Genomic DNA, 11,545 nt, shown 5'->3' with positions numbered 1-11,545 from the left:
GGTCACGGCGGACGGCGGGAGAGACCGCGCACCTATTCAGGGCCTCGGCATTCGCCGGGGCTTTTTTTGTTTTGGGCTATGCCCGGGCCAACGCAGGCCCTTTTTAATCCCCATGGAGACACCCAATGGCAGAACCAACGAGCACTGCCGCCAGCGTATTGCTGGTCAAGTACGGCGTGGTCATGGCTGCATTCATTGGCTCGATCTTGTCCCTCGGTTTCCTGAAGGACCTGACTCGGGGCCAGGCGGCCGCGGCTGTGGCTACTGGCTTCTTTTTCTCGGTGTACTTGACCCAGCCTGTTACTGCCTGGCTCGCAACAAAGCTGAGCCTTGTAGTGGATGACAACCTCCTGTGTGGGGTGGCATTCGTGCTGGGCCTGACCGCGATGAACATCATCCCGGCCATCAAGAAGGTCATCGGGTCGTTCCCTGCGACGCGAGGTGCCTGACATGAACAGCATCCTGGTATCGGCGCTGAGTGTGACCGATGCGGTTCTGTGCATCCTGGTCGCCCTGGCAGCCTGTGATTACCTGCGCCGTGTTCGCCCGATCGACCAGCCCCTATTGAGTATCGCCTTCTACCTGGTGGCCATCGGCGCGTTCGGTTCGTTCGTGACGACCATGCAAGGTCAATGGGTTAACCCCTTAGGCGTAATGCTGCATGGCGGTGTCGTGGCGTATGTCTGGGCTCGCCGCGGGCACGTGTTCGACGTGAAGGGGTAGAGCGGTGGAGTACCTGATCGGCAACAACCAGTACTCGGCCAGCTACCAGGACCTGCGCGAGGAACACGCCCGATTCGTCGGGATGACCGACAAGCGCTTCCTGAAGGAACTACCCGCGGCGCTGCACTTCGCTGTGTTCATGTGCTGGTTCAAGGAGCTGCCGTCGAGCGTTGTCCTTTCGGATGAAGGGATCGTCCACCAACTGGCCCACCTGATCAACTTGAAGGGTGAACCGCTGGTGATGGCCAGGCTTGGCGAGATACGCGAACTGTTCAACAAGCAGCTGCAGCTTGCAGCGTAAGTCGCGGCACGTTTCGCGAATCATCAAATTGTGTCGCGACAATAGGTAATGCCGACGATTAAGTTACCCTTCGAGAAATTCAGCCACATTCTCTAGGTGACTCCCATGTCGCGATTCGAGGTTTTCAGTAACGGGCAGCATATCGGTTGGTCCGATCTGGAACTTGGCGACCCGCCCATGGGGGTGGCTTTCGGTGTATTTGTTCCAGCTCCTGGCTACTCCAGCATCCAGGAGCAAGTCAGAGCCTTTACTCAGCGTGATCAGAAGCGCTTTAACTTCGCTGTTCGCATTGCGGGAGGCCAGGAGGTTCGCGCTTCCGGCGTATCCATTGCGGACTACTCGGCCGATTGCGGGCCGGATGAAATAGAGGTCACTGCTCTCGGTATCGAGTACCCGGACTATGGCGAGATCTTTCCTGGGCACGTCGCTGCTTATCGACGCCAATTTGATGTCTAGCGGCATCAGGAATTGAGAGTTTTGGGTGTGGTAGGTGTGCCGCAGGTGAGTGCGGCACTACTACTTATCAGACTTTTAATGCGTCTTGTATCAGTTTTACGTATCCGGAAAGCCTTTCCATCTCCCAGGGGAGCTGTTCGTTATTGCCTGGGGAGTTTGAAACCTTTTCTGCAATCAGTTCTAGGGCAGCAGAAACAGCAAATGCTCTTTGTGCTTCTGGCTTGAGGTTGTGGTATGCCTGCCCGCCGAGAGTAGTTAATGCTTTGATAGCTTCTGACATGTCGCGCTCCTTGCGTTGAGTTGAAACTCACCAATACCGGCAACCCGCCGCCATTTCAAGTATCAGGTGACCTATGGACAGACCAATGCCGCCTGGAGTGCTGCTTGGGCTATCCGGCTTGTCTGATCTCTGCATCCACCTGACCCCAGCACCTGAAGTGTGGGAATGGCTCCAAGCCGAGATCCTTGCCGACACCGGCAGCATTCACAACCCGGACCACGCCCACCTGCTGGATGCAGACATCCGGGTCATGTGGGCATCGTCGAGCTTCGAGAAACAGGGCCGTCGAGTACTTGGTCAGGCCGAGCAAGTGGCGTTCCGTGCTGGTGGTTGGCAGAAGGCGCGGATGGAGCAGCAGATGATGGATTGGTTCGGCGATGTGCCGGCCTTCATCATCACCCTGGCTGCCGACTACTGCGTCCAGTGCTCCGACGCTGAGTTCTGCGCCCTGATCGAACACGAGCTTTACCACCTGGCCCACGCCAAAGACAAATACGGCCAGCCAGCCTTCACCAAGGAAGGCGCACCAAAGATCGAGATGCGTGGCCACGACGTCGAGGAGTTCGTCGGCGTGGTCCGCCGCTACGGTGCCAGCCGAGAAGTGCAGGCCCTGGTGGACGCTGCAAACAATCCTGCTGAGGTGGGGAAATTGAACATATCGAGGGCCTGCGGAACCTGTCTGCTCAAGTCGGCCTGATTCTAGACAGGCTCTAGACGGATGAGACCCTATGGCAACCCTGAAAAATGAGGTGAAGAGCTTCATCGTTCAGGCTCTGGCGTGTTTTGACACACCTTCTCAGGTGGTCGACTCCGTCAAGAACGAATTTGGGGTGGTGGTGACCCGCCAGCAAGTGGAGACACACGACCCAACCAAGGCCGCGGGCAAGGGGCTCGCGATCAAATGGCAGACCCTGTTCCACGACACCCGTAAGCGCTTCCGTGAGGACACGGCAGAAATCCCGATCGCCAACCGTGCGTTCCGGCTTCGCGCCATGAATCGCTTTGTCGAGCGCGCCGAAGGGATGAAGAACATCGTCTTGGCTATGCAGATCCTGGAGCAGGCAGCCAAGGAGTGCGGCGACGTCTATGTGAATCGCCAACGGAAGGACGAGCCTGACGACGAGCCGGTGATCCCGACCCGGATCCAGGTTGACGTAGTGGATGCGAGGAAGCCGAATGCCGAGCCTTAACGTTCCGCAGTCGCAGTTCCTTCTGTTGCCCCACAAATTCCGCGCATTCGTTGCTGGCTTCGGCTCTGGGAAGACCTGGGTTGGATGCTCGGCGCTGAGCAAGCACTTCATGGAGTGGCCAGGCGTCAACGCTGGGTACTTCGCGCCGACCTACCCGCAGATCCGGGACATCTTCTATCCGACCATGGATGAGGTGGCCTATGACTGGGGGCTGAAGACCAAGATCAACCAGGCGAACCATGAGGTTCACATCTACAGCGGCCGACAATGCCGCGGCACTGTGATCTGCAGGTCGATGGAGAAGCCGCAGACCATCGTCGGCTTCAAGATCGGCCACGCCCTGGTGGATGAGTTGGACGTGCTGACGTCGATCAAGGCACAGCAGGCCTGGCGCAAGATCATTGCCCGGATGCGCTACAACCTGCAGGGCCTGAAGAACGGCGTGGACGTCACCACGACGCCGGAAGGCTTCAAGTTCGTGTTCCAGCAGTTCGTGAAGCAGCTGCGCGACAAGCCGGCGCTCAAGGACATGTACGGCCTGGTCCAGGCCAGCACGTTCGACAATGAGTTGAACCTGCCGGACGACTACATCCCATCGCTGATGGAGTCGTATCCCGAGCAGTTGATCAGGGCTTACCTGAATGGCCAGTTCGTCAACCTGACCTCTGGCTCGATCTACCACGCTTACGACCGCAAGTTGAATCAGTGCTTCGACACTGTTCAGCCGGGCGAGCCGCTGTTCATCGGCATGGACTTCAACGTCGGGAAGATGGCTGCGATTACCCACGTCAAACGCGACCACGGATTGCCCAGGGCAGTGGATGAGCTCATGGATGGCTATGACACGCCGGACATGATTCGCCGCATCAAGGAGCGCTACTGGGAACACACCGGCAACGACTTCAGGAAGACCTGCGAGATCCGGATCTATCCAGACGCTTCCGGCGATTCGCGCAAGTCGGTCAATGCCAGCCTCACCGATATCGCCATGCTGAAACAGGCAGGCTTCACGGTCATCGCGCCGGCGGCCAACCCACCGGTTAAAGATCGGATCAACGCCATGAACGCCATGTTCTGCAACGCGCAGGGCGAGCGGCGCTACCTGGTCAACCCGTTCACCTGCCCAGCCTACGCCGACGGCCTGGAGCAGCAGATCTGGGCGCCCAATGGCGAGCCAGACAAGACACAAGGTAACGACCACGCCAACGATGGCGGTGGTTACTTCATTCACCGCGAGTACCCGATCATCAAACCGGTCACCGCTATCAAAATGGGATACGCCCGATGAGCAACGACGTCTCCTTCAAGCGGGCGGACTACCTCGAGGCGCTCGATCGTTGGTCAACAGTGCGTGGTGTGTGCGCCGGCCAGCATCGGGTTGTCGACCGACTGCCGTACATCAACGCACACGACAAGTCGCCTGAGAACCAGGACCGCAACAAGGCATACCGTGAGCGCGCGGTGTTCAAGAATGCTACCGGGCACACCCGTAACGGGTTGCTCGGCCTGGCCTTCCACAAAGACCCGACGCTGACGGTACCGAAGAAGCTGGAGTACCTGCAGGACAACGCCAACGGCTCCGGCGTGAGCATCTACCAGCACTCCCAAGGCACGCTTGAGAAGGTGCTTGAGGCTGGCCGGCATGGCCTGTATGTCGACTACCACCAGGATGACGGCGTCGGTGGCCACTCGGTGATCCTGTCGTACTGCGCCGAGGACATCATCAACTGGCGCACCGGCATGGTGAATGGGCACAGCGTTCTGACCCTGGTGGTGCTGCGGGAGGCGCCGGAGGTGGAGGACGGCTTCGGTTTCAAGGTGCTTGAGCAGTATCGCGAGCTGGCACTGGAGCCGGACGGATTTGTTTGCCGAGTCTGGCGGCGGTCTGGTCCTAAAGGTGGCGGCCCGCTGGCCATTGTTGAGGAGTTCAGGCCTGAGGGCATCACTGGACGCTTGAAAGAGATCCCGTTCACCTTCGTTGGCGCGCAGAACAACGACCCGAGCATCGACGAGTCGCCGCTCTACGACATCGCGATGATCAACCTGGGCCATTACCGGAACAGCGCCGACTACGAGGACAGCGTCTTCTGGTGTGGTCAGGCCCAGCCGTGGATCTCCGGCTTGGATGAGCAGTGGCGCGACTGGATGGAGAAGAACGGCGTCTATGTTGGCTCCCGCGCGCCGATGATGCTGCCTGTCGGTGGCGCATTCGGTTACGCGCAGCCGCAGCCGAACACACTGGTCAAGGAGGCCATGGCCGACAAGAACCAGATGATGATCGAGCTGGGCGCTCGCATGGTGGTGGCTTCGCTTTCGTCCAAGACGGCAACTGAAGCCCGCGGCGATCAATCGGCATCGACTTCGGTGCTGGCTGGTTGCGTGGCCAACGTCAGCGAGGCTTACACCCGGGCGATCATGTGGTGCTGTGCCTATATGGGCGTCGCCGACAAGAAGGTCGCCTACCAGGTGAACCAGGAATTCGTTGAGCTGACGGCTGATCCGCAGATGATCACCGCACTGGTGGGGCTCTGGCAGAACGGCGGGTTCGCGAAGGCTGACCTGCGGGCCTACTTGCGCAAGCTGGGCCTTATTGCGCCGGAGCGCACGGACCTGCAGATCGATGGCGAGCTGCAGGAGCAGGGCGACGGCCTGGGCCTGGACGACGAGGACAATCCAAATGGCGGCAAACCAAGCGATCCTTGATGCCACAATTCGGCACGCCGTCTTTCTCGAGCAGTTGAAGGCGGGGGAGGTGGGCAAGTTCGCTCCCTTCCTCAAGGAGATTGACCGGTCGATCCGGGGTCGCCTCACTCAGTCGGATCTGACCGAGTACAACACCAAGCGGTTGGAGGCGCTGCTGAAAGAGGTCGACAGCCTGCTGCTGGGCATCTTTGACCGCTACAGCGCGCAGCTGAACCTCGACCTGATCGACATCGCCAACTACGAGGCCGAGTTTGAGGTTACGAGCTTGGCCAGGTCGGCGCCGGTTGGTGTCTCGCTGGATGTCGTGGCACCCACAGCAGCTGCGATCCGCACAGCGGTGCTGACGAACCCGCTCAGCGTGCGTGGCGCCGGCGGCGGCAAGCTGCTGAAGTCATTCATCAAGGGCTGGACCGTCGCAGAGCGCGACCGGGTCACCGGCACGATCCGGCAGGGCTTCTTCGAGGGGCAAACGAACTTCCAGATCATCCGCAACATTCGCGGTACCAAGGCGGCCGGATACAAAGACGGCATCCTGGCGACCACAAGTCGCAATGCCAGCACAGTCGTGCACACGGCGATTCAGCATGTGTCGTCCCAGGCGCGCATGGAGGTGGCCAAGGCCAATACGGACATCGTGTCCGAGGTCGAGATGGTCGCCACTCTGGACAGCAAGACCAGCCAGCAATGTCGGTCGATGGATAAGAGGCGGTTCCCAGTCGATTCCGGGCCCAGGCCGCCATTTCACCCGAACTGCCGCACAACCTTCGTCCTACTGACCAAACTCAGCGAGATATTTGCAAAGGGCGCCACGCGAGCCGCAGTGGGCGCAGATGGAGCAGGGCAGGTCAGTGCGAGCCTCGACTATTACCACTGGCTTCAGCAGCAGCCAGCATCGTTCCAGGACGTGGCGATCGGGCCGGTCCGGGCAAAGCTATTTCGCGAGGGCGGCCTGAGCGTCGAGCGCTTCGCGGAACTGCAGCTTGATCGCAACTTCGCGGCGCTGACCTTGGCGCAGATGAAAGCACTAGAACCTTTAGCATTCCAACGGGCTGGGATTAGCACGGCTTGACATTAAGGAGTCTGATATCAAGCCCCATGCCTCTCTGTATTGTTCAAGTTCAGGTAAGTGATTCAGATTGACTTTGCCCCAGCCCTCGGAGCGACGAAGTGCCTGGACAGTTGCAACTGGCAAAACGTAGTAATGCGGCGGCATAGGTAGCTTTTTCCCGTCAGGAGACCCGCGGTTGAGGAACACCGCTACCACAAACTCGCACTCGAAATTCTTGATTGGGAATCCATTCGCGCCAGTTTTCCATCGACTTTTTACCTGGATCCTCACGGAAGAGCTGTGCTCAGCGTTGGTTGCAACGATGTCGTAACCCGGCATGTTCGTGTAGGTCTTGTAGGCCGCGATCTTGTGAATCAGTAATTGCCCTAAGACAAGAAATTCAGCTCCCTCGCTTTCTAGTCTTGTGTCCATCCGCGCCATAACTCTCTCCATTTCGAGCGCCCCTAAATTGAGGGGCGCGATTACCTATGCCTGCGAGGCAGGCTAATCCAAACCCAAGGGGTGCATCAACGTGGCAGAAGAAAACGAAATCGACCTGGAAAACCCGGCAATCAAGGCCGCTATCGCGACTGCCGTTGAAGCATCCGTTTCCGGGCTGAAAACCAAGAACACTGAACTGCTGGGCAAGCTGAAGGACGCCTCCGGCAAGCTCAGCCAGTTCGAGACCCAGTTTGAAGGCCTGGACCTCAACGCCGTGAAGGGCCTGCTGACCAAGGCTGGTCAGGACGAAGAAACCAAGCTCCTGACCGAAGGCAAGATCGACGAAGTCTTCACTAAGCGCACCGAGCGCCTGCGTGGTGATTTTGATAAACAGCTCAAAGTCGAGAAGGACCGCGCCGACAAGGCCGAGTCCTTTGCCAGTAAGTTCCGGGACAAGGTCCTGGGCGACTCTATCCGCTCCGCCGCGATCAAGGCCGGAGCGCTGCCTGAAGCTGCCGACGATCTGATCCTGCGCGCCAAAGGGCAGTTCACGCTCAACGAAGAGGGCGAAGCGATCGCTGTCGACAAGGAAGGCCAGGCCATCCTCGGCAAAGACGGCAAGACCCCTCTGACTCCGCTCGAATGGGCGGAATCCCTGCGCGAAAGCGCACCTCATCTGTGGCCAAGGGCTTCAGGGACCAATGCCCCGGGCGGGGGTGGCGGTAATGCCGCATTGAAGCGCTCCGAAATGACGTCTGTGGCCAAGCGTGAATTCATCACGAAGAACGGCCAGGACGCGTACCTGAAATTGCCCAAATAATGGAGTAACCCATGGCGACTACCGTCAACTCGGACATGATCGTTTATAACGACCTTGCCCAAACCGCCTACCTGGAGCGCATCCAGGACGTGATCGATGTGTTCAACGCTTCTTCCAACGGCGCACTGGTGCTGGATAACGAGCTGATCGAAGGCGATTTGCGCAAGCGCGCTTTCTACAAGCTCGGCGGCTCCATTGCTCACCGTGACGTCAACTCGACTGCTGCGGTGGCCGGCCAGAAGATCGGCTCTGGTGAAATGGTCGGTGTGAAGGTGCCGTTCAAGTACGGCCCTTACGAAACCACCGAAGAAGCTTTCAAGCGCCGCGCGCGTTCGCCGGAAGAGTTCTCCGAACTGGTCGGTGTCGACTATGCCGACGCAGTGCTGGAAGGCTACATCCAGTACGCGATGGCGGCGCTGAAGGCCGCTATCGGCGCCAACCCGAACATGGTCGCCACCGCCAGCTTCGCCACCGATGGTAAGAAGGCCCTGACCAAGGGTATGCGCAAGTTCGGTGATCGCTTCGGCCGTATCGCACTGTGGACCATGGACTCGGCGACCTACTTCGACATGGTCGACCAGGCCATCACCGAGAAGGTCTACGAAGAAGCGGGCGTGGTCATCTATGGCGGCCAGCCGGGCACCATGGGTAAGCCGGTTCTGGTGTCGGACACCATCCCCGCGGAAACCATCTTCGGCCTTCAGGCGGGCGCGATCAAAATCACCGAATCCCAGGCCCCGGGCTTCCGCTCCTACCCGATCAACACCCAGGAAAACCTGGCGATGGGCTTCCGCGCCGAGGGCACTTTCAACTTGGACCTGCTGGGTTACAGCTGGAAGGACTCCACTGGTGGTGTGAACCCGAACCTGGCCGCGATCGGTGCCGGTGCCAACTGGACCAAGTACGCCACCAGCGACAAGGTCACCGCCGGCGTCCTGATCGACCTGTCCGCGCCTTAATCGGCGTCTACTTCAGCGGGCGGCCTGTAATGGGCCGCTTTGGAGATCTACATGGAACTGACTTACTCTGCGCAGACCACGGACTTCGATCCGGACAAGCGCTATCGCAACCCGCAGTACTTCGACAAGCCAGAGTCCGGTGTGACAAAGGTCACCGTTGTGGGTGATTGGCCGGTCGTTGTTAAGGCCTATAAGGCCGCCGAGATTGAAGTGGATGTCGTCGAGCCCGGCGGCGCCGTTGAAACTGACCCGACCAAAATGGGCGTGGCAGACCTGCGTGATTGGCTCGCCGCCCAGGGCATCGAGTTCGATCCGAAGGCCCCGAAAGCCGAAATTGTGAAACTCATTCCAGCGAGCTGATTCATGACTCTCATCATCGAGGACGGTACCGGTAAGGCTGACGCCGAAAGCTACGCCTCCGCCGAGGACTTGGCCATGTACGCCGTGAAGTTCGGTGTGACCATCCCGGCAGAAGTGCCGGTACAGGAAGCGCTGCTTCGCCGGGCCGCCTTGGCGATGGATGGCATGACCTGGAAGGGGCGCAAGATGGATAGCGACCAGGCGCTGGCCTGGCCTCGGCGAGGTGTTGAGCTTGATTGCGAGATCAAGCCTGACAACTACCTGCCGGCGCGCATCCAGTACGGCCAGATGGCCCTGGCCGCCGAGATCCATACCGACGATATCGACCCGATCGAGAAGCGCAAAGGTGCGGTCACCCGGGAACGGGTTGAAGGTGCAGTTGATCGCGAGTACGCGACGATCCCGAACACGAGCGGCCGCCTGTTGCCGGCGGCGCCGAATCGGCCGAGTGCAACGCAGTTTGCCGACTACCTGTTAAAGCGTGGGTTGTTTGCTGTGCGCGCATAATGTCAAATGGCCGCTCAACGAAAAGGAGTTTCAAATGAGCAAGGTATTGAAAGGTCAACAAGAGGTTTGGGTGCAATTTGCGGCAGCAGCACTAAGTGGCTACTTGGCTACTGCAAAATGGGATGATACGGCTGCTAACAAGGCAGCTCAGCAGGCAGATGAGCTACTAAAAGAGTTCGAAACTCGTGTAAAAAATGCTAACGGAAAATAATAGCTAGCTTAGACAGCCCAGCTATCGCGCTGGGCTTTTCACATCTGGAGCCACCATGGCCTTCTACGACGAAATGGCCGTGATGGCTCTGGAGATGATCACAGAGTTCGGCCAGCCCGTGCTCATCCGCGACATAAAACCCGGCGAGTACGACCCGGATACTGGAACAGCAGGTCCTGATACCGTTACCGAGCAAGTCGCCCAAGGCATTTTGCTCGACTTCACTGGCCAGGAGTTCCAGTCCAACAGCCTGATCAAGGTCGGCGACAGAAAACTCAAGATTGCTGCCCGCGGGCTTGAGTGGGCGCCGAGCCTGCTGAACAAGGTCGTTGTCCAGGGGCGCACCTGGTCAATTGTCCCGCCGCTGAAAGAGATCAACCCGGCCGGCACACCCATTCTGTACGAGCTGCAGGTGAGATCGTGAGCAAGTATGCAGGCCTCAACGGCAGCTTCGCCGAAAACATCCGCCAGTTCGCCGAGCAGGCGCAGGCTGGTCTCGACGCCACCTTCCGCGAAATCGTGATCGAGATCGGCAGCAGCGTGATCCGCATGTCCCCCGTGGGCAATCCCGAGATCTGGGCGGCCAACGTGGCGCATCGTGCGACCAATACTCGCGCGGCCGATGACTACGATTTCAAAGTGGCCGTCCGCAACACGCTGATCAATCTGGATGAAAGCAACTTCACCAAGGCCGGCAAGCTTCGCCGCGGCGTGAAGTACGCCAAGCCCCTGACCAAGACCGAGCGTGACCAGAACTTCAACGTGAATGGCCTGGTCGCCGGCAAGGATTACGTCGGCGGCCGATTCCGCGGGAACTGGCAGTTCTCGATCGGGGCACCGGCTGAAGGTGAACTTGATCAGGTTGATCCAGCCGGTGGCGTCACGCTTGCGAAGCTCAGGCTTCAGATCAAGCAGCTCAGCATTGGCCAAACGGCCTACATCGTTAACAACCTGCCTTACGCTGTGCCGCTCGAGTACGGCCACTCCAAGCAGGCACCAGGCGGCATGGTCCGTATCACGCTCGCTCGGTTCCAGCAGATCGTCGACGAAGCCACCAGGAGCAATCAGGTATGAGCCACCAGATAATCGCTTCAATCTATGAGGCCAGGCTGATTGCCTGGGCCGGCACTCTGCCAGATCCTTTGAGGGTGGAGCTTGAGAATGGCGTGTTTTCACCTGAGGACGGGGAAACCTATCTACGGGCATTCGCCTTGCCTGCCGACACTGCGAGCAACACGCTCGGCGGCGATCACCGGCTATACACCGGCGTGTTTCAGGTCAGCATCGTGACGCCGTCGGGCAAGTACCGCGGCGTTGCAGGTGCGCTGGCTGATCAGATCGCGGCCTTGTTCCCGCTTTACGAGCGGAATACGAAAGACTCGCTGACAGTGGTGACCATGACGCCGCTGGACCAGGGGCCAGGAATCTCGGCCGACACCACATACACGGTCCCGGTCTCGTTTCAGTACCGCGCCGACACCAACTAATCCGCCCATTGGGCAAACCCAGAACCCGCCATTGAGCGGGTTTTGTCATTTCTGAGAGA

19 protein-coding genes are annotated in these 11,545 nt (G+C 59.2%); 17 read left to right on the top strand and 2 right to left on the bottom strand.

Annotated elements, in window-relative coordinates; genetic code table 11:
• Positions 1-125: 125 nt before the first annotated feature.
• The 4 genes from AC3RCP_RS18280 (at position 126) to AC3RCP_RS18265 (ending at position 1,480) form a co-directional block, all read left to right on the top strand.
• A complete protein-coding gene (locus AC3RCP_RS18280) occupies positions 126-449 on the top strand; it encodes a hypothetical protein (RefSeq protein WP_009048032.1) in 324 nt (107 codons plus the stop codon).
• A gap of 1 nt (position 450) precedes the next feature.
• Complete coding sequence (locus AC3RCP_RS18275; protein WP_492571216.1) at positions 451-723, top strand: hypothetical protein; 273 nt, start codon at positions 451-453, stop codon at positions 721-723.
• Positions 724-727: 4 nt separating this feature from the next.
• Positions 728-1,024, top strand: coding sequence for a hypothetical protein (locus AC3RCP_RS18270; protein ID WP_492571217.1), 297 nt, complete (start codon positions 728-730; stop codon positions 1,022-1,024).
• A gap of 105 nt (positions 1,025-1,129) precedes the next feature.
• A complete protein-coding gene (locus tag AC3RCP_RS18265; protein ID WP_492571218.1) occupies positions 1,130-1,480 on the top strand; it encodes a hypothetical protein in 351 nt (116 codons plus the stop codon).
• Positions 1,481-1,547: 67 nt separating this feature from the next.
• On the opposite strand, the gene AC3RCP_RS18260 is transcribed toward AC3RCP_RS18265, so the two are convergent.
• On the bottom strand, positions 1,548-1,760 hold the full coding sequence (locus AC3RCP_RS18260; protein WP_492571219.1) for a hypothetical protein: 213 nt from the start codon (positions 1,758-1,760) through the stop codon (positions 1,548-1,550).
• 73 nt (positions 1,761-1,833) lie between these two features.
• Between AC3RCP_RS18260 and AC3RCP_RS18255 the strand changes: the two genes are divergently transcribed.
• From AC3RCP_RS18255 to AC3RCP_RS18235, 5 genes are read left to right on the top strand one after another with little or no spacing between them, the layout of a single operon-like run.
• Positions 1,834-2,457 (top strand): putative metallopeptidase, encoded by a 624-nt coding sequence (locus AC3RCP_RS18255; RefSeq protein ID WP_492571220.1) that lies wholly within the window; start codon positions 1,834-1,836, stop codon positions 2,455-2,457.
• Between the two features lie 31 nt (positions 2,458-2,488).
• The gene (locus AC3RCP_RS18250; RefSeq protein ID WP_492571221.1) at positions 2,489-2,950 is read left to right on the top strand and encodes a DUF2280 domain-containing protein; all 462 of its coding nucleotides are present in this window, start codon (positions 2,489-2,491) and stop codon (positions 2,948-2,950) included.
• Complete coding sequence (locus AC3RCP_RS18245) at positions 2,937-4,238, top strand: terminase large subunit domain-containing protein (protein ID WP_492571222.1); 1,302 nt, start codon at positions 2,937-2,939, stop codon at positions 4,236-4,238. Before AC3RCP_RS18250 ends, AC3RCP_RS18245 begins: the two co-directional genes overlap by 14 nt.
• A complete protein-coding gene (locus AC3RCP_RS18240) occupies positions 4,235-5,653 on the top strand; it encodes a DUF4055 domain-containing protein (protein WP_492571223.1) in 1,419 nt (472 codons plus the stop codon). Before AC3RCP_RS18245 ends, AC3RCP_RS18240 begins: the two co-directional genes overlap by 4 nt.
• Positions 5,628-6,722 carry a minor capsid protein gene (locus tag AC3RCP_RS18235; RefSeq protein WP_492571224.1) on the top strand — a complete coding sequence of 365 codons (1,095 nt, stop codon included), beginning with the start codon at positions 5,628-5,630 and terminating at the stop codon, positions 6,720-6,722. Before AC3RCP_RS18240 ends, AC3RCP_RS18235 begins: the two co-directional genes overlap by 26 nt.
• On the opposite strand, the gene AC3RCP_RS18230 is transcribed toward AC3RCP_RS18235, so the two are convergent.
• Entirely contained in the window at positions 6,687-7,142 is a 456-nt protein-coding gene (locus tag AC3RCP_RS18230) for a hypothetical protein (protein WP_492571225.1), read from the bottom strand. The genes AC3RCP_RS18235 and AC3RCP_RS18230 overlap by 36 nt on opposite strands.
• A 91-nt stretch (positions 7,143-7,233) precedes the next feature.
• Between AC3RCP_RS18230 and AC3RCP_RS18225 the strand changes: the two genes are divergently transcribed.
• Genes AC3RCP_RS18225 through AC3RCP_RS18190 form a run of 8 tightly spaced genes read left to right on the top strand, consistent with a single transcriptional unit; the run spans position 7,234 to position 11,486 of the window.
• Positions 7,234-7,962 carry a hypothetical protein gene (locus AC3RCP_RS18225; RefSeq protein WP_274306188.1) on the top strand — a complete coding sequence of 243 codons (729 nt, stop codon included), beginning with the start codon at positions 7,234-7,236 and terminating at the stop codon, positions 7,960-7,962.
• 11 nt (positions 7,963-7,973) lie between these two features.
• Positions 7,974-8,921, top strand: a complete 948-nt coding sequence (locus tag AC3RCP_RS18220) for a major capsid protein (protein WP_123410853.1) — start codon at positions 7,974-7,976, stop codon at positions 8,919-8,921.
• A 51-nt stretch (positions 8,922-8,972) separates the two neighbouring features.
• Positions 8,973-9,281: a hypothetical protein gene (locus AC3RCP_RS18215; protein ID WP_492571226.1), complete on the top strand. Its 309-nt coding sequence runs from the start codon at positions 8,973-8,975 to the stop codon at positions 9,279-9,281.
• Positions 9,282-9,284: 3 nt separating this feature from the next.
• Positions 9,285-9,788, top strand: a complete 504-nt coding sequence (locus AC3RCP_RS18210; protein WP_492571227.1) for a DnaT-like ssDNA-binding protein — start codon at positions 9,285-9,287, stop codon at positions 9,786-9,788.
• A 34-nt stretch (positions 9,789-9,822) separates the two neighbouring features.
• Positions 9,823-9,999: a hypothetical protein gene (locus AC3RCP_RS18205; protein WP_492571228.1), complete on the top strand. Its 177-nt coding sequence runs from the start codon at positions 9,823-9,825 to the stop codon at positions 9,997-9,999.
• Positions 10,000-10,054: 55 nt separating this feature from the next.
• Complete coding sequence (locus AC3RCP_RS18200; RefSeq protein ID WP_492571229.1) at positions 10,055-10,423, top strand: hypothetical protein; 369 nt, start codon at positions 10,055-10,057, stop codon at positions 10,421-10,423.
• Positions 10,420-11,073 (top strand): hypothetical protein, encoded by a 654-nt coding sequence (locus tag AC3RCP_RS18195; protein WP_492571230.1) that lies wholly within the window; start codon positions 10,420-10,422, stop codon positions 11,071-11,073. The genes AC3RCP_RS18200 and AC3RCP_RS18195 overlap by 4 nt, the downstream gene beginning before the upstream one ends.
• Complete coding sequence (locus AC3RCP_RS18190) at positions 11,070-11,486, top strand: phage tail terminator-like protein (protein ID WP_492571231.1); 417 nt, start codon at positions 11,070-11,072, stop codon at positions 11,484-11,486. Before AC3RCP_RS18195 ends, AC3RCP_RS18190 begins: the two co-directional genes overlap by 4 nt.
• Positions 11,487-11,545: the final 59 nt, after the last annotated feature.

This window comes from Pseudomonas sp. GW822-FHT05A08 (assembly GCF_058800485.1).
Note: the sequence above shows the minus strand (reverse complement) of the source record. Positions and strands in the feature narration are given on the sequence as shown.

Coding starts and splice junctions, on each gene's coding strand:
- AC3RCP_RS18260 (WP_492571219.1), bottom strand. CDS start 1,760: ATGTCAGAAGCTATCAAAGCATTAACTACTCTCGGCGGGCAGGCATAC.
- AC3RCP_RS18250 (WP_492571221.1), top strand. CDS start 2,489: ATGGCAACCCTGAAAAATGAGGTGAAGAGCTTCATCGTTCAGGCTCTG.
- AC3RCP_RS18280 (WP_009048032.1), top strand. CDS start 126: ATGGCAGAACCAACGAGCACTGCCGCCAGCGTATTGCTGGTCAAGTAC.
- AC3RCP_RS18210 (WP_492571227.1), top strand. CDS start 9,285: ATGACTCTCATCATCGAGGACGGTACCGGTAAGGCTGACGCCGAAAGC.
- AC3RCP_RS18230 (WP_492571225.1), bottom strand. CDS start 7,142: ATGGCGCGGATGGACACAAGACTAGAAAGCGAGGGAGCTGAATTTCTT.
- AC3RCP_RS18240 (WP_492571223.1), top strand. CDS start 4,235: ATGAGCAACGACGTCTCCTTCAAGCGGGCGGACTACCTCGAGGCGCTC.
- AC3RCP_RS18200 (WP_492571229.1), top strand. CDS start 10,055: ATGGCCTTCTACGACGAAATGGCCGTGATGGCTCTGGAGATGATCACA.
- AC3RCP_RS18190 (WP_492571231.1), top strand. CDS start 11,070: ATGAGCCACCAGATAATCGCTTCAATCTATGAGGCCAGGCTGATTGCC.
- AC3RCP_RS18215 (WP_492571226.1), top strand. CDS start 8,973: ATGGAACTGACTTACTCTGCGCAGACCACGGACTTCGATCCGGACAAG.
- AC3RCP_RS18220 (WP_123410853.1), top strand. CDS start 7,974: ATGGCGACTACCGTCAACTCGGACATGATCGTTTATAACGACCTTGCC.
- AC3RCP_RS18265 (WP_492571218.1), top strand. CDS start 1,130: ATGTCGCGATTCGAGGTTTTCAGTAACGGGCAGCATATCGGTTGGTCC.
- AC3RCP_RS18235 (WP_492571224.1), top strand. CDS start 5,628: ATGGCGGCAAACCAAGCGATCCTTGATGCCACAATTCGGCACGCCGTC.
- AC3RCP_RS18205 (WP_492571228.1), top strand. CDS start 9,823: ATGAGCAAGGTATTGAAAGGTCAACAAGAGGTTTGGGTGCAATTTGCG.
- AC3RCP_RS18275 (WP_492571216.1), top strand. CDS start 451: ATGAACAGCATCCTGGTATCGGCGCTGAGTGTGACCGATGCGGTTCTG.
- AC3RCP_RS18255 (WP_492571220.1), top strand. CDS start 1,834: ATGGACAGACCAATGCCGCCTGGAGTGCTGCTTGGGCTATCCGGCTTG.
- AC3RCP_RS18245 (WP_492571222.1), top strand. CDS start 2,937: ATGCCGAGCCTTAACGTTCCGCAGTCGCAGTTCCTTCTGTTGCCCCAC.